The following is a 22,704-nucleotide window of genomic DNA, read 5'->3' as shown; positions in this document are numbered from 1 at the left end:
ATCACATGAATAATAAAGTAGTCATCCTCATGATCGCTTCGCTGGCGCTTGCCTGCAAGAAAAAAGAAGTGCAGATAAGTCCGTCCACGCCACTTCCTGTTGTAGACGACGGTGGCGCCAAAATAACTTTTACGAATGATCATCGAACGCTCTCGTTCTTTAATGTTGATTCGGTGAAGGCGGAAAACCTTGCAGGGAGTTTTGAAGCGCCTGCCTCTGTGGCCGTGACCATTGCGCGTCCTGCAACACGGGACGGAAGAGGGACAGTGCTCTTTGACAATCCCGATCTCGGATCAACATACTCTGCATTTTTACAGCATTTAATTAACATACGAACGAACAAACTGAACCTTGATCGGGTACAGGATCTTTCACAGCACGGTGCGGCTACTGGAAAAGAGGTCCTCGATGCCGAGACACAACTGGCTAACGAAGAAGCAGCGATTACTGAACAGGAAGCAAAACTTCGCATAGCAGGACTTGATCCAGATGCATTGAAACGCCCTTCGCGTGAGGAAGCATGGCTGCTTTGCGAGGTACCTGAAAGTCAGATTCAACAACTGAAGGCGGGAACATCATGCAACGTACGGTTTACTGCGTATCCTAATGAGACTATCGCAGCCCGCGTCAGCGGACTTGGTGCTGAAGTAGACAACGTTACCCGTCTTGTAAAGGCCAGGGTTTCATTGCCCAATCCATCAAACAAGTTCCAGGTAGGAATGTTTGCGACAGTCTCTTTCGACATGAAGGCAACGAATGCGCTCTCTGTTCCCGTGTCTGCAGTGGTTAACGTACAGGGTAAGGACTTTGTATTCGCTGCGGTGAGTAACACTGTCTTCGAACGACGTGAAGTATTGCTGGGCCAGCAGATCGACGACAAGGCGATAGTTCTGCACGGCCTCTCGCCAGGTGAGCGCGTTGTCACTAAAGGCGCTATGGAATTGAAGGGAATCTCGTTTGGATACTAACACAACGGCTATGCTACAGGCTCAGCTATTTATAGACCTTGACGAAATGCGGGGAGATCAATCGCTGCACGACTATGTTATCAAGTTTCTGTCCCAGCAAAACATTGCAGGTGCGACTTCATTCAGAGGCTACGCAGGCTTTGGAAAAAATCACCGGGTAAAGTATCCCAGAGAACTCTTTTCTTTTGACGAGACTCCAGCCATGATTCTGTTCATGGATGAAGAAACAAAAGTCCGGAAAGTCGTTGGCGAGCTTCGAAAAATTCTTCCCAACAAACCGATCTTTCTTCTACACGCCGAGAACGCTTGATCCATGATCAGAAGATTGCTTATTCTTTCTCTGTCGAACCGTACGGCTGTTGTTGTCGCGTCTCTGGTGCTGATGGCCGTTGGCATTGTATCATTCGAGCTACTCCGGATAGAGGCGTATCCCGACATCGCAGACACTAACGTAACCATTATCGCCAAGTATCCCGGCCGTGCGGCCGAAGAGGTCGAGCAACAGGTGACTATCCCAATCGAACGTGCATTGAACAACGTTCCCAAAGTTATTGCCCGTCGTTCACGTACCGTATTTGGTTTGGCGCAGGTGCAATTGTCCTTCTCCGATGGTACAGATGATTACTTTGCAAGACAACAGGTCATCGAACGACTTGCCAGTGCAGAATTACCCGATGGTGTAACGCCCGAAATGGGTCCACTGACTACGGCGGTTGGAGAAATCTATCGCTACGTGCTTGAAGCCGAACCCAACGTAACCCCTACTGATCTTCGCGACCTTCAGGATTGGGTTATTGTTCCATCACTTCTGCAGGTTCCGGGCATCGCCGACGTTGTGACATTCGGAGGTCCGGTTAAGGAATTCCACGTATTCACCTCGCCGGAGAAACTTCGAAAGTTCAAGCTCAGCATTCCTGATGTAATTACTGCCATTGAAAATAATAACCTCAACACCGGCGGCAATATCGTGGAACGCGGCGGACAGGGACTGGCAGTACGCGGCATTGGTGCCATACGCAACGGAGAGGATATCGGTAACATTGTGCTCACTTCTGTCAATGGCGTCCCTGTGTTCGTGAAAGATATTGCCAGCATTGAAATTGGTCCTCCGCCGCCCCAGGGCATACTGGGGTACGCACTGTTCAAAGAGGGCAAAAATGTTAACTCCGGAATAGAAGGGATCGTATCCATGCGTCGCGGTGAAAACCCGTCGGAAGTATTACTCGCGCTTAAGGAGAAAATGGAAGAGCTAAGGCAGAACGAGTTTCCGCAGGGAGTGAAACTAACGCCTATATATGACCGCACTTCGCTCGTGGATAACACACTCGAAACAGTATCTCATACTCTGCTCGAAGGTGTTTCAATAGTTGTGATCGTCCTTGTGCTGTTCCTCGGTAACATCAGAACGGCGCTGGTGGTAGCATTTACCATTCCATTCGCCTTGCTGTTTGCATTTCTTCTCATGAAGATCAATGGAATTCCGGCGAACCTGTTGTCGCTCGGAGCGATAGACTTCGGTATTATCGTTGATGGCGCTTGTGTTATGGCAGCGCACCTGGTGCACAAGTTCAAAACGGCCTCGGCAGAGGAACGAAGGGAAGGTGTTATTAAACTCACCATGTCGGCAGCCCAGGAAGTAGGAAGAGAAATATTCTTCTCGGTAACGATCATTGTTCTGGCCTACATGCCTATCCTCACCATGCAGCGTGTAGAGGGCAAGTTATTCTCGCCTATGGCACTCACACTTGCCTTTGCTGTTGTCGGGGCGATGATCTGCGCCCTTACGGTTATTCCCGTGCTGATCTCTATTGCCTACAATAAGCATCTCAAAAGCGACGTCCACAACGAAGTGCCAGAGTGGAGAAAAAAGATTGATCTGATCGCCTGGTTCGAGCGCAGCTATCGTAAGTCGCTGGGAAAAATACTTAAAGCGCATAAGGTGGTCGTCATATCCGGATTTGCCATCGTATTGGTTATGATTTCTTTCTTTCCACGGTTGGGTACAGAGTTTCTTCCTCCTCTTGACGAAGGCTCAATTTGGATGCGGGCATTCCTTCCGGCAGGTACATCAGTAAATGAGACGCAGAAGATCGCACCCGTTATCAGGCGGGTTGCATCTCATCATCCTCAGATAGCTAATGTGGTTACGCAGTCTGGTCGAAACGATGATGGAACGGATCCGTTTCCCTCCAATCGCACGGAGTGCATGATGGTGCTAAAGGACTATAAAGAGTGGGCGCAAGACACCACCAAGCAGGAGCTTATTAACGTGCTGCGCCAGGAGATGAGACGAGAGATACCATCGGCGTTCATTTCATTCGGGCAGCCCATCATCGATAACGTGATGGAAACCGTTACCGGTTCCGCTGCTGATCTCGCGATCAACATTCAGGGTTACGACATTCAGAAAATGCGCGTTATCGCGGATACCGTCAGGCATATCATTCGAAATATGAATGGCGCTACCGATGTAGGCATGGAGCAGGAAGGTCAGCAGGCTCAGCTGAATATTCAGATCAACAGGACCGAGGCTGCACGCTATGGTATCAATATCGCAGACATACAGAATATTGTCGAGGCTACTATTGGTGGGAAGACCGTCGGAACCGTGTATGATCGCGATAAGCGATACGATATAGTATTGCGCTACGTGCCGGAGAACAGGAACAACATCAACATGATCAAAGCCATTCAGGTGCCTTCTGCAACGGGGGAGCTGGTGCCTCTGGATCAGCTTGCCGTAATCAAATTGCTAGATGGCGAAACAAACCTGTACAGAGCGAATGGGAAACGGCTGCTCATCGTAAAAACAAACGTGCAGGGTCGCGATCAGGGCGGCTTCGTTGCTGAGGCGCGCCAAAAGATCGAACGTGCAATCAAATTAGAACAGGGTTACACTATTGACTACGGCGGTCAGTTTGAGAACCTGCAGCGTGCCGGAAAACAACTGATGATCGCTATCCCACTTACTGTCGTTATCGTACTGGTAGTTTTGTTTATGCTGTACAAAAATCTAAAGTACGCTTTGCTTACGCTCGTCTGCGTGTTGTTTGCGCTTGCAGGAGGTATCATCGCGCTGTGGATGCGCGACTATCACTTTAACGTTTCGGCAGGCGTGGGCTTTGTATCGTTATTTGGATTGTCAGTGATGGCAGGTGTCCTGCTGATCTCAGCGATAAATCGCGAACGGAGTCTGGATGATAATACGCTCGAGTCAACGATTATCAGTGCCAGTACCGGTCAGCTTCGGTCTATTATGATGATGATGATCGTTGCCATCATAGGTCTTATTCCAGCGGCCCGATCGTCGGGCATTGGCTCCGACATTCAGCGACCACTGGCTACAGTAATCATAGGTGGATTAACTTCAACATTGATCTTCACTCCGTTTGTCCTGACTGCGCTCTACTACTGGATAGAACGAAAATCAAATGGTGAACGGACAGAGGTTTCTTAACTTACCATGAAAACCTTGTATGAAAATCACTGCTTCCGTAACCAATGAAGGCAATCACCACTTTGTTATAGTGAAAACCAACGAAAGTGAAAAGACATTAAATGTCGCCGCAAAATCATCGGGAAACGGATCGTCGGTGAATGGTGGTGAGTTTCTTTGCCTTGCATTAGCAACGTGTTTCTGCAATGACCTTTATCGCGAGGCCCTTAAGAGAGGAATGAAACTCAACAAAGTAACTGTCGATGCCTGGGCGGAGTTCGGCGGTGAAGGAGAATCAGGTTATGGCTTTAGTTACCAGGCGCACGTCGCCGCGAATGCAACCGCTGAGGAGATATCTGATCTTATCCGCTCAACGGATAGGGTAGCTGAAATTCAGAAGACATTGCGTGATGGTGCCGGCGTAAGACTCCTAATGTAATGCCTCATTGATCAGGCTTCTGCTATTTGGCTCTTTTACGAGCAACCGTCTTCTTACCCTTAGTCGCCTTTGCCCGCTTATTAACCTTTGAACCTGTCTTCTTTTTGGCAAGGGCCTTAGCCGTAGCCGATGGTGAAGCAGCTTTCTTCACCTCCTTAAGCTTGGATCGTTTGGCCATGTTTTCCGCCACCCTGAACTTCACAATCTGCGATATCAGCGAGAGTGGCAGCGGCTTGTCAAGTGGAAATTTTACAGAACCTTTGGCTGATTCGTAAGGAGCCAACTCCTTCCTGAATTCAACGATGCCCGAGGGCGCAGGATAAAATCCAATATGGTGTTGGTACCCCGCGAAGTGGACAAGGTTGCCATTAAGCACGAAAGTTGGAATACCATACTTGATCTCTTCCGTTGCAGCTGGCGCTGCCTTTCTTATTGTCTCGCGCATCTTACGAAGCTTCTCCTGCGTGGCCGGCGGAAATGCTGCTATAAACTCATCAATGTTGGTGGCGTTAATCCTGAGCATAACAAAAATCAGATAAGTATCTTTTGATAAAACACGACATTGAGCATTCTTCCAAACTTCTCGCCTACCTCTTTAAGCTCACCACACTTGAAGTAACCTGCGGTAGCAAACATACGAATGCTTTGCTCATTATCTCCCGATATAATGGCCAGCAACACGACTATGCCTACGTCCTTAGCCATGTCTTCCAATTGCCTGAGAACTTCCCTACCCGCTCCCCGTCCCTGAAAGTCCTGTGATAAGTAGATGCTGAGTTCCGCAGTACGGTCGTATGCCTGTCGCTTGTTGTACTGGGAAAGATAACAATAGCCGCGTATTAAGCCATCCGCTTCAACTACAAAAGATCTGTACTTCGGATGATTGATAAGAATCTTTTCCCTCAGTTCGTTCGACGTTACATTCCCCGTATGAAATGTCGCGGTGGAATGATCAACATAGTATTGATAAATCTCCCGGATAGCGTCAAGATGTTCATCACGAACAGGAATGAGTTGTATATCCATGAAATAATTCAGTCAAGGTTTGAACTGACTCCGCCCCACTCTTCCGGCAGAACGTCTTTTACTGATTCACTGAACGTCCAGACTGTTCCGTCGAGATCCTCTACCGTGTATTGCATCTCACCGTAAGGGAACACCTGGGGTGCACGCAGTACTGCCACACCTTTTTCATTCAATTGCTTGAAGTGCTCCATCACATCATCGACGCGAACCAGCATTGCACTGTTATGAATTTCAAGGTCCGTAGCCTGTTTGGTAACAACAATGGTGCTGTTGCCCAACGTCAGCTGAGCACGATGCTCACCTACGCGCCATCTCTCGCGAAATCCGAACATATCACAGAGCCAGCTGATCGTGGCGTCGAAATCACGGCATGTCAAAACCGGAATTACGCTACTCGGTGGCATCGATCGGTTGTTCACCTTTCCTTCAAGTTGTTCTTCCATAATAAGCCAGCTATTGCAATTATTACAGCCAGCAACGCTAGCTGTATGCGCACTCAAAGTGCTGAAGAAGCCGCCTCCACGATGCCAGCCAAAATATCTCTGACCTCCATTAAGGCAAATCCCAAAAGGTTCAGACCCTTCCACTGATATGGATCAGTAATTCCAGGCGCGCCGGCAGGCATGCCTATTCCCCAGATACTGTCCTTTGGATTTGCCTCGGTAAGCACCATTGGATACGTACCCGAAATATACGCATGAAGCGTCTGGTGTTGAGAAAACTTGTGCAAATTACCTTGAAGCACGATGTTATATCGATGGTCGTCCCAGTGCTTTTGATCAAACCCTGAAATCTGCTTCCCTCTTTCACCAATCTCTTTGTTGTCCGACAAACTGAGGAGCTCCGATGCGGCCTGTGGATCGTTAAATAACCGTGCTTTCTGTACCATCATCCAGTGGGCAGCATTATGATACTGGTCGCTGTCAACACGAAAGGGGCTGGGAAACCATTGCGTCAATGTGGCAACACCAGGCGTCTCATTGGATGCAGATTCATCGCCAAAGAATACAAATTCAGGCCGGTCACCACCATCGTATTTCCGTTTCAGCCAGGCAAGATCATATTTCATGACAGGTTCCAGCGGTTTGAGCGGCCGGATTGTACAAAGGTATATCGTGGAGCTTATAAAACCAGCCCCTGCCTACGACCTGCTTTAAGCAGGGACAGCAACTTTTAATGTTCGATAAAGTAAAAAAAGTCAGGTCAGGCATGAGCCCCCACAACGGCGAAGTACTTTTTGCCTGTATCGCAGACGTGGCAGCGGTACGAATCGGGCAGTTCGGCAAAGCTCACCCCAGGTTGAATTCCTGCAAGTTCATCACCATAACGGGGATCATACACCGTTAGACAATTTGTACATTGATACACGGGCATCGTATTCTTTCCTCCGGCATTCGGCTCGTCCCGGATCTCTTTCAACGGCTCTTTTTCCGGATTCAATTGACGGAAGTACAACTTGCTTAGCTCAACCAGAAGAGACGGTATCACCTCCTTCCGAACATGCTTGGCATATGGCAGATACGTAACCGTATTTGGATTAAAATTCTTTGCATAGAGGATGTTGTATCCACCATATCCGGTAAGACTCTTCTCAATCACAACAGATGTGAACAGGAACATGTCGCGATTCGTCTTGATGGTAAACGTCAAACCGTGAATGCTTATATCCTGCAGATCGAGTTCGCGAACGAGAAATCTTTTCAACTCCAGCGCCTCGGCATCTATTACAGGCAGATGCCAGTTCAGTTCCAGCGAAGAATGGCGTTCATTGATACCAAATTTTCCCATCACCTTTTGCCAGCGCAATCTGTCGCTCGACTTAATCCCCTTAATGATAAACGCCTTCCATGGAATGATGTTGATCTTGCTGATGTTCGTCTCCTGACAAAGTTTGCAGGCGGCGCTCATGAATTCAATATCATACTCGTTGTTCCGCCAGTACAGACCGAGCCAGTACTGGTTGTTGAGCATGGCATTCAGTCCCTCGTAGATGGGAAACGCCGTGTCCTGAAGTTTGAGTTTTTCCGTAATGGGCTTATAGGTGATGCGAACGTAGTTGTTCAGCAACATAAGATATAGCTCCTCCGTTGTGAAGGGCCGGAATTCAAGAAACAGGCTTTCAAGTTCTTTGGAGATCTTTGGAATGTCCTGGCCGAACACCAGTCGTGGCCAGCATTCCAGAACGTTACCTTTACGCGGATCACGGATATAAAGGTACCAGTAGTTCTCCTCACGCGAAGCGATGAAGTTCAACTCGCCGGAAAACAATGGCACCAGTCGTTGCATGGGATCAACTATGTTGATCTTCAGACGTGGTGTGAACTCAAAACCGTCCATCAGCACGTTGTAAGTGTCTTCCTTTACCCAGCTGGTAGTCTCAACAACATTAACAGCAACATAAGAGGTAACAATATTTTGATGGACAGAAATATCGCCCGACAACTCATGTTCTATTTTGATAGCATTGAAGACCGCGTCAAGCTGTTCTTCAGAAACGTTGTTCTTTGGAAACATGATGTCCTGCCGCGAACCAAACAGCACGTATTTGTTGCCCATGCTTTTGGACAACTCCATGATTTTGAGAAGCGCAGCCGGTGAAAGAAATCCGCCCTTCACAAACGCGCGTATAAGCTCGCTCTTCTCGCGACGCGGCACCTCGCGGCTATGGGCAACGTTCAAACTCATCTCAGACATTTACTTTCATTGCTTGCAAGATAGCCTGAATTTCCGGCTTGCAGCTACCACATCCAAGTCCAGCACCTGAGCGCTGGCAGATATCAGATAGCGTATTGCAGCCAGTGGCAATTATTTGTTCGATATTTCCTGAACCAACCTGGTTACAGGTACAAACGAGTTTACCGATCACCGGAGGCGCTGTAGTGCCGGATCGGAGCAACTGGAGACGGCGTTCAGACAGCTCCAGTCCATCTTCAATCAACTGCTTGAATTCGGCGAACTCGGTTTTATCGCCAATGAGGATTGCGCCTACCAGGCGATCATCTTTGATAATGCACTTCTTATAGTAACGCTGCGTACGATCAACAAAGAGGATCTCTTCGTATCCCTGACCATCGCCCGGAATATCGGGTATGCCGATGGAACACAGGTGTAGTCCCGACAGCTTCAATATATTCATTGGCACAGTGCCGGTGTACATCGATTGAGCGTCACCCAGCAGGAAGCGTGCAAGTACATCGGCCTGCTTTTCCGCAGCAGCAGTGATGCCAAGCATATTGCCACGATGTTCAGCTATCTCTCCAATGGCAAAGATGTTAGGATCGCTTGACTGCAGGTTGTCGTTAACGACAATGCCCCGTCCTGATTCAATGCCTGCGGAAACAGCAAATTCGATATTCGGACGAGTACCTACCGCGTACACCAGGGCGTTTGCAGGTATGATCTTTCCACTGCGGAATTGAATCGACAACGTCTCGGTCGTCTCCTCAAAGCGAACAGACTGGACCTGGTCATTAAGGTAAACGGCGATGTCTGATTCTTCTATAAACTCAAGAAGCAGTTCGGCTGCAAGCGTATCAATTTGCCGTTCCATCAAACGGCTACCGAGCTGCACAACTGAAACGGCGATATCCATCTCGCGCAACGATACAGCCAGTTCAAGCCCGAGTAAACCACCACCTACAATCAATACGTGGCCGGGCGCTTTAACGAATTGTCTCAACCGGTCGGCATCTGCCCGTGTGCGCATGGTGAATACACCGGGTAGTTTCACCGGAGCATCATTAGGAATATGCGCACGCGTACCTGTTGCGAGTACGAGCTTATCGTAATGATGCTTACGGCCATATTTATCAATTGCTACGCGTGAGAACCGATCAATTCCAACTACTTCATTTTCGAGTTCGATATTCACATCGAGCACTTCGAATTCACCAGCCTGGAACTTTCTTAGCTTCTCCCACGAAAGATTTCCATTTACATATTCAGGAAGGAGGACGCGGTTGTAAAATGGGTCACGCTCTTTTGAGATGACCGTAATTTCATCTTCGCTGTTTCGTGCCCTGTAGGAACAAATGAAGCGGTACGCAGCTGCTCCGGCTCCAACAACCAGGATGCGTTCCTTCGGCTTTTCGTACAGGCGCACATCAACTGCCGAGAATTTAAAGTCCGGTTCCTTGGACGTGGGGTCGACGCGTATATCCGTCAGGTTGTTTGCTCTGGCGAGTGCATTCGCAAAAGACTTTCCCCAATGCATGGGAAGGAATAGGGTACCTGGTTTAATGTCTGTGCTGATGCGGGCACATACCCGAACCTCGCCGCGCCCATTGCTGATCACAACAGGATCGCCCTCTCCGATGCCGCGATTCGCTGCATCTTCCGGATGAATCTCGAGGAATGGTTTACTGATGTGCTGCCTGAGACGATTTACCTTGCCTGTTTTCGTCATCGTGTGCCACTGATCGCGTATCCGTCCCGTTGTAAGTATAAAGGGAAAATTCGGTGTCAGAGGTTCTGATAGCTCGTTGGCAGGGGCGACGGCAAAGAAGCGCGCTTTCCCGGAAGGTGTGAAAAACTTTTTGTTTTCGAACAAGCGTGGGGTTCCGGTATGCCCTTCGTGTGGCACAGGCCACTGAACGGAGCCCTGGTTCCGAAGGGAGTCATACGTCACCCCACTAACATCGATCCGCGTATTTTTCGTCAGGCGTGCGTGTTCCAGAAAAACTTCTTCTGCCGACTTATAGTCAAATCCGTGAAAGCCCATTCCTTTCGCAAAACGGCAAAGAATATCAGCGTCGGGAAGGGCTTCACCGGGAGGGTCCACGATCTTCTGCAAGTGACTTACGCGACGCTCGGAGTTTGTCATTGTTCCTTCCTTTTCGAAATGCCCTGCAGCAGGAAACACAACGTCTGCAAAAGGTATGCTGTCAGACTTCCGGGAAATATCCTGAACAACAACAAAGCGTGCCTTGCGCAACGCTGCCTCTACACGCGTAGTGTCCGGCAAACTTACCAGGGGATTTGTACAGATTATCCAAATGGCTTTCAGTCGACCGTCTTCAAGTGCTTCGATCATTTGTGTAGCCGTGAGTCCTGGCTTTTCGCTCACTTTCTGAACGCCCCAGAATTCAGCAACTTCCTCACGATGTGCCTGATTCTGAATACTGCGGTGTGCAGCCAGCATGGTCGCAAGTCCGCCAACTTCACGGCCGCCCATTGCGTTGGGCTGACCCGTCAGCGAGAAAGGTCCGGAGCCCGGCTTCCCAATATGACCAGTGATCAGGTTAAGACTGATTAAGGCGTGATTCTTTTTCACACCAACCACGCTTTGGTTAAGCCCCATCGCCCAGAGTGTGAGGAAACCTTTAGCTTGAGCGATGTATGTAGCAGCAAGTCTTATATCGCGTTCATCGACATCACAAATCGCTGACGCCTCGGACACGCTGTGTGTAAATGCCGTTTCACGGTACGCATCAAAATTCTCAGTATGATCAAGTATAAACGATTCATCTATGGCATTGCTCTCAATGAGAATCCGGCCAATAGCATTGTACAGAACAACGTCAGTTCCCGGCTGTATCTGCAAATGTAGATCTGCCCATGCGGCACTCTGAGTCCTTCTCGGGTCAACAACAATTACCCTTACATCCGGATTCAATTGCTTGTGTTTCTCCATCCGCCTGAATAGTATCGGATGACACCACGCGGGATTGGCCCCTGCAATCAGCATACAATCGGACAGCTCGATGTCTTCGTACGCAATGGGTACGGCGTCTTCTCCAAGCATGCCAGCATACGCCGAGACCGCACTGCTCATGCATAGACGTGAATTGGTATCTATGTTGTTCGTACCTAAAAAGCCTTTTACAAGCTTATTGGCCACGTAGTACTCTTCCGTAAGGCACTGACCTGAAACATAGAATGCAACTGCATCAGGACCGTGAGCCCGAATGATCGACTTAAATACCGCTACGGTTCGTTGCATCGCCGTATCCCAGCTTACCCTCTGGAAGGGATGTGAACGAGCCGCGCGCATCTCCGGATAAAGCAACCGATCACTCTTATCCTGCATCGCGTAGTGAAGGTTCATGCCCTTTGAGCAGAGCATTCCGCGATTGACAGGATGGTCCTTGTCGCCCTCCACGTGCAACTTACCCTTCCTGTCCTTCGACACTATCATGCCACAGCCAACACCACAATAGGAACAAGTAGTTTTACGCGATTGGTGATCCGATTTCATAACGTTACGGTTATTTGCCAGGGGATTTGTCGAACGAAAAGGAAGGCTTAATGTTAATCATGAGCCAGGCCCATTGTGCCCCCCTGCCTGCATCGGCAACATTCTTAACCTGCGGGTTCAACATAGTTGAACTCATGTGCATAAAAGAGTAGCCGCCTTCGATGCTTACTATTTTGGTGAGAGCAAATGATCCAACGAGATCGAACTCAATGCCCAATGATTTGTTCATTACGTTGCCCTGCTCGTCGGTTACGGCATTGGGCAGTGAGAACTGATGGACGTCAAAAGTGATGTAAGACTTTTCAGTAGGCGTAAATCTCGTTTTGAGGTAGAGATCTAATAAACCATTGGGGCCAAAACCGTCAGCTGCGTAGAAGTAATCCATATATCCCCAAAACTTGTGGGGTGTACCATATAGTGGATCAAATCGCTGATATTTCTTTGACGGATCTGAGCCGTTATTTCCTGATGTGAGATCCACTCCCGGTCCGATGCTGAAATGCTTTGACTGAGTATACATCGCAGCGAACGAAAAGAAATATTCATTCAAAGATGTCCCCTCGCGATAGCTGCCGCCCTGGTAGAACGCATCGGCGCTGGCGTTAATTCTCTTGGTAAGAGCGCCCGTAAAATGCGCTCCGGTTGTAAACCGACTCCAAACACCCGACTCATAAACCGGCTTCGGCTGCTGCGGATTACTGTTGTCTGCGTGGAATTTACTGAAGTCATCCTTGAAGAATAAGAACGACAGCGTAGATGCCTTGAATTTCCTTGCTGCGTAAAGGAACTGCATTGACTTGTACATCGTACCTATGCCATTCGTACCTGCCGAATATCCGGTAGGTACGCCGTTGTAAATGGTGTTTGATTTCCGCTCTTCATTCTGGTTAAAGGCAGCTCCCGCATGAGCTACGATGTCTTTGTTCTCAAACTTCAGCAAAACTGCATCATGCCGGCGTGCCTGTTGAAGCCAATCGAGGTTACCAACGAGCCGCGCATCATCGTAATTTAATTCCTGACGCCCGACTTTTAGCGTAAACTGATTCACGTGGTTCGCTGTGTCGAGCAAACTGATCTCGCCCCAGGCTTCATGAAGCATCAGGGTGCTTTGACCGGAAGTTGTTACACGATTTACTGTTGATGCATCCTGCCCCCAGACGCGTACGTCCTGAATGACAGAGTAAAGTTTGAATCTATATCCTGTAAATCCGATGCTTACTCTCGTGCGCTGCGACGTAAAGAATGCAGGAACCGTATCCGCTACAGAAGGTGTTCCCTGGCCATCTCTCAATTCCGAGCGTGTACGAAGCTGTGCAGAAACCGAAAGCTGAGCAAAGCAGGGAGCTGCGGCAATCATAACCACGAAAACCAGGCAACATGAAGCAATCACCTTCCCGGTTCTGGCATGGTAGAAAGATTTCAGAACACCTCGCGCGCGTGATAGTGGAGGTTGAGCACTATGCGTGCAGTTACCAGTAGAATTACTGAACATTCCGTTAAGCTTTTACTGGTTCCAACACAGGCTGCAAACTCTCTGGTGCTGACGACCTCGCAGTTAACGCTGTGAGTGCAAATGAAATGACCGCTACAAATACCACAGCCACGCCAATGATGAACAGGCTTTCGCGATACGACAGCTCCTCAGACTTAAACAGAAACCCAGCGAGCACGGCACCGACGTTTCCTCCTGCTCCAACAACTCCGGATACCATTCCAATTGCACGCTTGTTAATAAAAGGTACCACAGCATATGTTGCCCCGTTCGACATCTTCAGGAACAATGCAAATACCAGCATAAGAACGATAGAGGCAAAGAGCGTTGTAGTCGCGCTGAAGAGCATGATTCCAATACCCTCAAGCAGCAAGAACATCCCAAGCAACATGACACGACCGCGAAGTCCGAATTTCTTTCCTGCTTTATCGGCAAAGATGCCTCCGAGCGCACGGGCGAAAATATTCATCATACCAAACATCCCCGCGATCAACCCTGCCTCCTTGATACCCAACTTGAAATTGTCCACAAAGTACAGTGTGGCGATGTTGTCGATAGTTATCTCTATTCCAAAACAGGCGCCATAAGCTAGGAAAAGTACCCACACCCGGTAGTCTCTACATATCGACCAGATCGACATGCGTGTAGCGCCATCGTTATTGGTCTTAGTGATTTCCTTCTGAATATCTTTTTTGTTACCCTGCGGATAATCCTGCGTGCATGTATAATAAACAATACCCATGACAAACAGAGCGATACCGGGCACGACCATACTCAGTCTCCAGGCAGTTGCATCGGCATATCCCAACGCAATAAAGCCAGCGCATATCAAAGGCATCATAATCAGCGTAGCTCCGCCGCCCATGTTACCCCATCCGGCAGCGGTTGCATTTGCAGTACCCACTACGTTGGGAGCAAACATAACGGACGTGTGATATTGGGTGACGACGAATGACGCACCAATTACACCAATTGCCAGTCTGAACAGAAGAAACGATTCATAGCTATTGCTAAGTCCTATGAAGGTTACCGGCAATGAACCCAGAAGCAGTAATATGGTGTAGGACAACCGCGGGCCGATCTTATCGCAAAGCCATCCGAACAACAATCTCGCGAAGATGGTAATGGAGACCGAGGCGACGATTACGTTTCCGATTTGCGCCTTGGTCAGACCAAGATCCTCACGCACCAACGGCATCAGTGGCGCGATTCCAAACCAGCCAAAAAAGCAGCAGAAGAAGGTAATCCACGTTAGATGGAAAGTGCGCATCGGCACCGACGAGAAGTCAAACAGGTTGATCCGGGTTGCTTGAAGGGTTGCTTTCATTATTACGTATTTAATACGTAATAAATGTACACATTTCCAGATCTTCTACGTATTTAATACGTATTAATTTACGTATTTACTGCTATTTTTCTCAGAACACGATTGAAATTACGTAGGGTAGCTAAAGCAAATTCTCACGCAGCGATTTGTTAATCATGTCTACTGCATTATTCACGTCCATTTTCTTCATAATGTTGAAACGGTGGGTTTCGATCGTCCTCACGCTTTTTCCCATAGACTCTGCTATCTCCTTGTTTTGCTTCCCGTCGACAACGAGGCGCAGGATCTCCTTTTCACGCCGCGTCAGATGATACGGGTCCGGCTTCGTGCTGGTCGCGGGAAGAGCAGGGCGGGAATTCAGAATGCGGTTGGCCAGTACGTTGGACACCGCTCCGCTGAAGTACTTAGTCCCGGTATTGATTTGTTTTAACGCTTTGATGAATTCAAACTTGTCGGTATCCTTTAAAAGGTACCCAAATGCTCCGGCGTTGAGCGCTTCAATAACATACTCTTCGGAATCGTGCATCGATAAGATTACCGACTTCACGCCAGGAACTGCCTGCCGGAGCTTTGCTGCCGCTTCAAGTCCGGTCATGCGAGGCATTCTGATATCGAGTATGACAATATCCGGCTTCAATTTCTTCACCGATTCAACGGCTTCGGCGCCATCGCTTGCCTCACCTACTACACTAATATCAGCCTCCGACTCCAGCATGGATTTAATACCATTGCGTACCAGTACATGATCATCGGCCAGTAAGACATTTATTTTACTCATCTCTCAATTCGCTATCTATAACTATCCGGCTACCTGTTCCGTTCTTTGTGCCACTTTTGTTCCCCCGGCAGTTTGAATGGGTACTCTGAGCAACACGCGTGTCCCTTCTCCAGGATGGGACTCAATTTCAATCTTACCGTTGATATACTCGGTACGTTCATACATATTAAAGAAACCGCGGCCAGACTCAATGTTAACACTCCGCTCTTCGATCAGGCGGGTGTCGAAACCCTGTCCATTATCAGTAACCGTTATGACGCACTCATCATCATTCTTTTCCAAAGCCACCGTTATCTGACTTGCATTGGCGTATTTGATCGCGTTGTTGACTGCTTCCTGAATAATCCGGAAGGCATTGTTTTCAATCTTCTGAGGAAGGCGCTCCATCTGTCCATGCGTCTCGTAAACCAGAGCTACGTCAGTAAGCTTGCCCATTTCCTGAATATACACTTTGAGACCGGCCTGCAAACCGTAATCACCCAACACAGTAGGCTTAAGGTTAAACGTTACGCGACGAACCTCTTTGATCGTTTCTTTAATGAGTTTGTCGACTTCCTCAATTCGTTCTTTTACTTTGACGTCGGTCGGAACCATTGACTCAATCTGATATTTCAACGAAGTCAGCATTTGACCGATCCCATCGTGAATATCCATGGCAATACGCTTGCGCTCCTCTTCCTGCCCTTCTAGTATAAGAACCGAACGGAACTTTTGCTGATTCACGAGCTTGTCAATCTCAGCCCTGTTCTTCTTGTTCATGGTCAGTTCGGCCTGCTTACGCGTGGTGGTGTTTGATCCCATCATCAACAATTCCTGTTCTCCTTCGTCTGTATACACTGGTTGAATGATGAGCATGGCCCAGCATTCAGCACCGCTAAGTGTATGAAACCTGACCTCGCCCTGCCATGAGTTACCCTCCGACACTGTATCGACAATTTCATCCATCCAATCGTCAGGGTGAGCCATCCCTTTGAACAGATCGCAGAGTCGATCTGATTTACCAACACCGCCATTAAGTTCATGGAAGACATCACTTACAAAAGTCACGTTTCCTCCGGCATCCGCCTTCGCGTACAGACGCGGATTTTCCACCGGCTGATTAATTACAGAAAGTTGTTCATACGATCGCTCCAGTGAGGAATACAGTGCGCCAACTTCCTTCAATAGTTTACGGGCATTCTTCTCGGAGGCACGAAGCTTCTTTACCGTGCGGGCTACATGCACCGCAGTAGGCCTGAAGATATACATCACTTCAGCGGCAATGACCAGTAAAGACACAATCAGCAGAAGATACTCCAACCTGCTTAAGGTTGTTACCTTATGATTGGCTTCATCAGCATATTGCTGGACGATTCTGTCCATGCCTGCAAGAAATGCAGTCTCATTATTAAGTACTCTGTTGATGTGTGGCTGAAGATAACCCATCGCCACCTGTTGATGAAAGGCCAGCTGTTCTATGATGCCTTTCGCTCCGGTCTGCATTTCATTGAACGGAGTTTCAATAGACTTGAATATCTCATTGATCGCCTCTGAGTTCTCTCCGGGCAGGTGCAAACTGTCGTTGCCTCTTTGAAGCCCGGCCTGGGTTACCTGCCACAGGTGAAGCGTCTCGGAAAGATCATCAGCAATTTTCTCACGTTCTTCGCTTGATTGATAACTCCGTAACATAAGAGTTACTTTTGCAATCCGCTGACTTAGCATACGTTGCTTGCCAGCCAGATTCACAACTTGTGAGTCGTAGAACTGATCTGCCAGATGGCGTTGAATAAGAATCTGCCCAAGAATAGAGATGGCGGCAATTGCGCTTAACGCAAGTATGTACCATCTCCCAAGATGACGGAACTTGGGTCGCGAGTTACCATAGAAGTCCTGAGTGAGTCGCATGCGATTTCAAGTTACACAAATTCACGAACCCGACTACTTAGAATTCACGTAGAATCGCGTCCCTGTTACAATTGCACTACTGAGCGAACCCAATTAAAACGTAACCATCCTCGACTTTTACAGGGAAAGTAACAATGCCCTCGTCTGCTGAATTCATGCAAGCACCCGTTCGAAGAGAAAAGGTGCGTTTGTGAAAAGGACAGGCGACCTTCGGCTCGCCTTCAGTAGAGCCAATGATACCGCGCGACAGAACCATCTGCATCTTATGAGGGCAAAGATTTTGACAGGCATACCATTCGCTCCGGCGCGAGAAGTTAAATACGGCGATTTGTGCGTCCTTGTATCGGACGCACGCACCGCCGTTCTCCGGAAAATCCGCCGCCCTGGCGGCCCTAAACCAAACCTTTACCTGAGTATCGTCTGCTGTCGACAGCATTTTAATTTCTTTCATCGTCTCTTAGATTAAGATTACTTCTTGTTCCAGTCTGGAGGAGATTTCTGCTCACGCATTCCAACAAATGATATCGTTGGATCCTGCTCATCGTCATTGATGAAGTGTCTGAATTGCGCCCGCAGTGATGGATCTTCCACAACCTTCTTCCATTCGCACTCATAATGCTTCAACAATTCTACCATGTCCTGCTCAAGTGATTCGGCCATGCCAAGAGAATCGTTCACAATAACATCTCTCAGATATTCCATTCCTCCTTCCATCTTATTGAGCCATGTTGCAGTACGCGTAAGAGGATCCGCTGTTTTAATATAGAACATCAGGAAACGATCGATCAGCTTTACGCAAGTGTCCGTGTCTACGTCACTTACAAGTAGTTTTGCGTGCTGAGGCCTCGATCCTCCATTTCCACACACGTATAAATTCCATCCCTTCTCAGTTGCAATCACCCCAAAGTCTTTGGATTGCGCTTCAGCACACTCGCGTATGCATCCTGATACTGCTCCCTTCAACTTATGGGGTGCACGCAGGCCCTTATATCGTTCTTCAATGTATATGGCAAATGAAACTGAATCCTGAACGCCATAGCGGCACCAGGTGGATCCGACGCAACTCTTAACTGTTCGGAGCGCCTTACCATAAGCATGACCACTCTCAAATCCTTCACTGATCAGCTCTTCCCATATTTCAGGAAGTTGTTCCACGCGGGCACCAAACATGTCGATACGCTGACCACCGGTGATCTTTGTATACAAATCATATTTCTGCGCAATGCGACCGATGGCGATCAGCTTGGCCGGTGTAATCTCACCACCGGCAATACGGGGCACAACGGAGTAGGTACCCCCGCGCTGAATGTTTGCAAGGAAGCGGTCGTTGGTGTCCTGTATAGTTGCCTGCGAAAGAATCGTCTCATTCCAAATGCTGGCCATGAGTGAAGCAACGGCGGGCTTGCAGATTTCGCAGCCATCACCTTTTCCGCATGCTTCAAGAAGGTCATCATATGTACGAATGCCTTTTATACTGATGATGTCGTAAAGCTCCTGGCGGGAGTAATCGAAATGTTCACAGAGTGATTTTTTCACTTTGTGACCGAGCGACTCGAGCGTATACTTCACGATATCGTTAACCATCGATGTGCATCCGCCACATCCGGTACACGCCTTTGTGAATTTCTTGATATGGTCTACAGAGCTTGCTCCCTTCTCCCTTACAGCATTCGCTATATCGCCTTTGGAAACATTTTCGCATGCGCAGATCATTGCAGTGTCGGGTAATGCCTTCACACCATCTGTCGCATTGTTCTTGTCGCCCGTGCCGATGATCAATGATTCAGGCTTAGGGGGAAGCGCTAACTGATTAAGCGCCATCTGATGAAAGGCTCCATACTGAGAAGCATCTCCAACGAGGATACCGCCAAGCAATCGCTTTCCATCAGAAGAAATATTTATTCGCTTATAGGTCCCGTTGTGTCTGTCCTGAAAAATGATCGGTACAGCACCAGGTGTTTCACCTAAAGCATCCCCGAAGCTTCCCACGTCGACACCCAACAACTTCAGCTTCGTCGACATATCGAAACCCGTAAATGTCCGAAGCTCCTTGTTTGCCAGCTGATGAGCGACCACCTCGGCCATTTCGTAACCGGGGGCCACAAGTCCATATATGAAGTTCCGGTGTACTGCCACCTCTCCAACGGCATAGATATGCGCATCATTGGTTTTCATCAGGTCATCTACAATCACCCCGCCTCTCGGATGCGTTTCAAGGCCCGATCTCTTAGCCAATTCATCACGGGGACGAATGCCCGCCGATATCACAACCATTTCAACGTCGAGGAACGTTCCATCTTCAAAGTCAAGTCCTCCTACCACACCATTACCTGCAATTTCCCGTGTCGACTTCTTAAGGTGCACAGAGAGCCCAAGAGATTCGAGCTTCTGCTGAAGTACTGAAGCTCCGGTTTCATCAAGCTGCCTGGGCATCAGCCTGGGCGCGAATTCAACTACGTGAGTTTGTAATCCCAGGTCCTGCAAAGCCTTGGCCGCTTCAAGTCCCAACAATCCACCACCTATAACTGCCGCACGCGAAACGGTCTTGCCAAAGTTGATGATCTGATTCAAGTCATCAATCGTACGATATACGAATACACCATCGCGCTCGACACCCTTAACCTGTGGTACAAAGGCGCTGGAGCCAGTAGCCAATACGAGATAGTCATAGTTATCTGTGCGCCCGGTGTGGGTAATGATTGTCCGATGCTCACGATCAATCTGAGTGACCAGCTCGCCGAGATGCAGTTCAACGCCCTGCTCTTTATACCAGGAGATTGGAGCCATCTGCAGATCCTCCTCCGTTTTCCCGTTGAAGTAGCTACTTAGATGGACTCGATCATATGCCGGTCTTGGCTCTTCGCCATATACTATAATATGGGCCGAAACCTGATGCTTCTTCAGCTTCTCGCAAAGCTTGTAGCCCACCATCCCATTTCCTACGATGATAATCCGGGTCATGTGCAATCGTTTTAAGTAGTGGTTTAGTATAATTTTACGTAATTATACGTACTTTAGATTTGAGATCAAATCATTTTCTGCGTATTATTACGTAATTAATTTAAGTAAATGAGTACGGACGACGAAAAATCACGAGTAGTGCTGATGGGCGCAGGTCCCGGCGATCCCGAGCTGCTCACTATTAAAGCCGATCGCCTACTGAGAGAAGCCGATGTGGTTCTATATGACGCGCTCGTAAATACTGAAATATTGGAGCGCTGCCGGCCCGGGTGCAAACTTGTCTACGTAGGAAAGCGCAAAGGGAATGCCTCACTCAGTCAGGACGAGATCAACAGACTTATCCTTTGGCATGCTCATCACCATTTCCTTGTGGTAAGACTTAAGGGCGGTGATCCCTTTGTCTTCGGTCGGGGTCACGAGGAGGCTGCATACCTGTTACGGTTCGGTATCCACGCTGAAATCGTTCCGGGAATTACCAGCGCTCTGGCTGCCCCTGCCCTCGCCGGCATCTCGGTCACGCAACGCGGAGTTAATGAAAGCTTTTGGGTAGTAACGGGAACCCTATCCGATGGCGGACTCAGCACCGACATTACCTATGCGGCACAATCCAGCGCTACAATTGTCATTCTTATGGGCTTAGGTAAACTGGCAGAAATAGCTGCGCTGGTAGCCCGGTACAGATCGCCACTGGAGCCCATGGCAATCGTACAACATGCGTCAACACCGGGCCAACGAGAAGTGTATTCCAATGCAAATAACATAACCGCCGACGCTGAAACGCATCAGATATCGGCTCCGGCTGTAATCATCGTTGGTAACGTAGTTGAAAATACCCTTTCATCTATTGAACCAATTGTACGTACCTATCAACCATCACTTTTACCGAACCACTTATGAATACCATATTCCAATCTGTATCGAAAGAATACTTTCAGTTTGAAGAAGACTTTATTGAAGACAACATCAGGTGCATACCTATGATTGTCAGATACAAACTTGATGCGTGTGGAATAAAATTAAAACTCAGGGAATGGAGCCGCTTCAGTCCCCCTGAACGCGAGGCGCTCGCAACAATGCCCTGTGTAACGAAGGCTGACATTGAGACGTACAGGCGATATCTGAAAGGGCTGATCTGGCATCACACTGGACAAACAGCCACACCGTTGGCACCCATAGTTGACGCCCCGTGGGAATACGGTAAAGATGTGCCCGAAATTGTCCGTACCCGACTGGATGAACTTCAAAGTTATATTTCCTATTTGCAATGGAACGGGCTTCGTGAACTACAGCGCTTTGCACTGATCAAACTGAGTTCAAGTGAACATGAGCATAAGAATTTCCGAAGGGCGCTCGTGGAATTTAACCTGGCATGATCAGCCTTCACTACTTGCCCAAATTCGCCGAAGCATAAGCGTCGCGTGATGTGGGATCATTAACGTTCAGAAATATGGAGTGATCCATTCCATAAACCACCTTAACATCATGAGTCAAAAGAAATGAACGCGGACTGATGTCGCCTTTCGCTGCATTTGCAGCAAGCAAAGCTTGAGAGCCGGGCTCCCATATGGCGAGCAGTGGCTCAATGCTTCCAGCCGATGAATCAAAAAAACAGGTAGCGAGCTTAGTGGCATCGCGATGAGATACAATACTTTTAAACACCTCGCCTGAAATATTAGGAAGGTCGACGGGTACAGTTAGCCACGCACGATCGGAACGAACTTCGAACGCGGAAAGAATTCCATTCAATGGACTCCTGATCTCGAATTTATCGGGAAGCGGATTCAAGGATGAAGGAACATCGGTATCGCGCCGGCACGAAACACAAACATCTTTGCATACAAGTCGAAGCAACTCGAAAAGATATTCGCGTTGAGGCTTTCCATGATAAGCGATCAACGATTTATCGCTTCCCATACGAGTACTCAGACCGCCGGCAAGTACAAGTCCGTTTAAAAGTGGCAGATCCATTTCACTAAGATAACTCCGAGTTAGTGCTTTTCACGTGTGGATTAATACCTCACGTAAAGTTTTACTTTAAATAGACTTTCTTACATCTGCCTTTAAACTGCAACATTCGAAGTCTACGCAAACGTTGCTTATTTTGGAAACATGGCACTATAACGTCTTTGACGAACATTCATAAGCCAAATGGTGTTAATTTTGCATGGTACACCAATTAAAGGCGGCGTCTGATTTT

At 48.3% G+C, this 22,704-nt stretch carries 19 protein-coding genes; 6 read left to right on the top strand and 13 right to left on the bottom strand.

The features are described from left to right. Positions 1 to 5 precede the first annotated feature (5 nt). From WBG78_RS27965 to WBG78_RS27950, 4 genes are read left to right on the top strand one after another with little or no spacing between them, the layout of a single operon-like run. Positions 6 to 968, top strand: coding sequence for an efflux RND transporter periplasmic adaptor subunit (locus tag WBG78_RS27965; protein ID WP_337329832.1), 963 nt, complete (start codon positions 6 to 8; stop codon positions 966 to 968). 10 nt (positions 969 to 978) lie between these two features. Continuing rightward, positions 979 to 1,278, top strand: a complete 300-nt coding sequence (locus WBG78_RS27960; protein WP_337329831.1) for a DUF190 domain-containing protein — start codon at positions 979 to 981, stop codon at positions 1,276 to 1,278. Between the two features lie 3 nt (positions 1,279 to 1,281). Beyond that, on the top strand, positions 1,282 to 4,425 hold the full coding sequence (locus WBG78_RS27955; protein WP_337329830.1) for an efflux RND transporter permease subunit: 3,144 nt from the start codon (positions 1,282 to 1,284) through the stop codon (positions 4,423 to 4,425). Positions 4,426 to 4,444: 19 nt separating this feature from the next. Next, complete coding sequence (locus tag WBG78_RS27950; RefSeq protein WP_337329829.1) at positions 4,445 to 4,843, top strand: OsmC family protein; 399 nt, start codon at positions 4,445 to 4,447, stop codon at positions 4,841 to 4,843. A gap of 22 nt (positions 4,844 to 4,865) precedes the next feature. Here WBG78_RS27950 and WBG78_RS27945 read toward each other — a convergent pair whose 3' ends face one another. The 12 genes from WBG78_RS27945 to nirB form a co-directional block, all read right to left on the bottom strand. After that, on the bottom strand, positions 4,866 to 5,366 hold the full coding sequence (locus WBG78_RS27945) for an iron chaperone (protein WP_337329828.1): 501 nt from the start codon (positions 5,364 to 5,366) through the stop codon (positions 4,866 to 4,868). Positions 5,367 to 5,374: 8 nt separating this feature from the next. Continuing rightward, positions 5,375 to 5,869 carry a GNAT family N-acetyltransferase gene (locus WBG78_RS27940; protein WP_337329827.1) on the bottom strand — a complete coding sequence of 165 codons (495 nt, stop codon included), beginning with the start codon at positions 5,867 to 5,869 and terminating at the stop codon, positions 5,375 to 5,377. 8 nt (positions 5,870 to 5,877) lie between these two features. Then, the gene (locus WBG78_RS27935; protein WP_337329826.1) at positions 5,878 to 6,312 is read right to left on the bottom strand and encodes a VOC family protein; all 435 of its coding nucleotides are present in this window, start codon (positions 6,310 to 6,312) and stop codon (positions 5,878 to 5,880) included. 53 nt (positions 6,313 to 6,365) lie between these two features. Further along, positions 6,366 to 6,938, bottom strand: a complete 573-nt coding sequence (locus WBG78_RS27930) for an NADAR family protein (RefSeq protein WP_337329825.1) — start codon at positions 6,936 to 6,938, stop codon at positions 6,366 to 6,368. Between the two features lie 134 nt (positions 6,939 to 7,072). Further along, complete coding sequence (locus WBG78_RS27925) at positions 7,073 to 8,554, bottom strand: rubredoxin (protein ID WP_337329824.1); 1,482 nt, start codon at positions 8,552 to 8,554, stop codon at positions 7,073 to 7,075. Position 8,555: 1 nt separating this feature from the next. Beyond that, positions 8,556 to 12,065 (bottom strand): molybdopterin-dependent oxidoreductase, encoded by a 3,510-nt coding sequence (locus tag WBG78_RS27920; RefSeq protein WP_337329823.1) that lies wholly within the window; start codon positions 12,063 to 12,065, stop codon positions 8,556 to 8,558. Between the two features lie 10 nt (positions 12,066 to 12,075). After that, the gene (locus WBG78_RS27915; protein ID WP_337329822.1) at positions 12,076 to 13,557 is read right to left on the bottom strand and encodes an alginate export family protein; all 1,482 of its coding nucleotides are present in this window, start codon (positions 13,555 to 13,557) and stop codon (positions 12,076 to 12,078) included. 4 nt (positions 13,558 to 13,561) lie between these two features. Continuing rightward, on the bottom strand, positions 13,562 to 14,884 hold the full coding sequence (locus WBG78_RS27910) for an MFS transporter (RefSeq protein WP_337329821.1): 1,323 nt from the start codon (positions 14,882 to 14,884) through the stop codon (positions 13,562 to 13,564). A 121-nt stretch (positions 14,885 to 15,005) separates the two neighbouring features. Next, positions 15,006 to 15,662 carry a response regulator transcription factor gene (locus WBG78_RS27905; RefSeq protein ID WP_337329820.1) on the bottom strand — a complete coding sequence of 219 codons (657 nt, stop codon included), beginning with the start codon at positions 15,660 to 15,662 and terminating at the stop codon, positions 15,006 to 15,008. 21 nt (positions 15,663 to 15,683) lie between these two features. After that, positions 15,684 to 17,546: a sensor histidine kinase gene (locus WBG78_RS27900; protein ID WP_337329819.1), complete on the bottom strand. Its 1,863-nt coding sequence runs from the start codon at positions 17,544 to 17,546 to the stop codon at positions 15,684 to 15,686. A gap of 76 nt (positions 17,547 to 17,622) precedes the next feature. Next, positions 17,623 to 17,997, bottom strand: a complete 375-nt coding sequence (gene nirD, locus WBG78_RS27895; RefSeq protein ID WP_337329818.1) for a nitrite reductase small subunit NirD — start codon at positions 17,995 to 17,997, stop codon at positions 17,623 to 17,625. A 17-nt stretch (positions 17,998 to 18,014) separates the two neighbouring features. Further along, on the bottom strand, positions 18,015 to 20,507 hold the full coding sequence (gene nirB / locus WBG78_RS27890) for a nitrite reductase large subunit NirB (protein ID WP_337329817.1): 2,493 nt from the start codon (positions 20,505 to 20,507) through the stop codon (positions 18,015 to 18,017). A gap of 108 nt (positions 20,508 to 20,615) precedes the next feature. Here nirB and cobA point away from each other — a divergent pair, with 108 nt between their 5' ends. Both cobA and WBG78_RS27880 read left to right on the top strand, forming a co-directional pair. Next, positions 20,616 to 21,404, top strand: a complete 789-nt coding sequence (gene cobA, locus WBG78_RS27885; protein WP_337329816.1) for a uroporphyrinogen-III C-methyltransferase — start codon at positions 20,616 to 20,618, stop codon at positions 21,402 to 21,404. Continuing rightward, positions 21,401 to 21,880: a nitrate reductase associated protein gene (locus WBG78_RS27880; protein ID WP_337329815.1), complete on the top strand. Its 480-nt coding sequence runs from the start codon at positions 21,401 to 21,403 to the stop codon at positions 21,878 to 21,880. The genes cobA and WBG78_RS27880 overlap by 4 nt, the downstream gene beginning before the upstream one ends. Positions 21,881 to 21,890: 10 nt before the next feature. Here WBG78_RS27880 and WBG78_RS27875 read toward each other — a convergent pair whose 3' ends face one another. Further along, a complete protein-coding gene (locus WBG78_RS27875; RefSeq protein ID WP_337329814.1) occupies positions 21,891 to 22,475 on the bottom strand; it encodes an NTP transferase domain-containing protein in 585 nt (194 codons plus the stop codon). Between the last annotated feature and the right edge of the window lie 229 nt (positions 22,476 to 22,704).

The sequence above is a fragment of the Chryseolinea sp. T2 genome, from assembly GCF_037203685.1.
In the GTDB taxonomy this organism is placed as follows: domain Bacteria; phylum Bacteroidota; class Bacteroidia; order Cytophagales; family Cyclobacteriaceae; genus Chryseolinea.
Note: the sequence above shows the minus strand (reverse complement) of the source record. Positions and strands in the feature narration are given on the sequence as shown.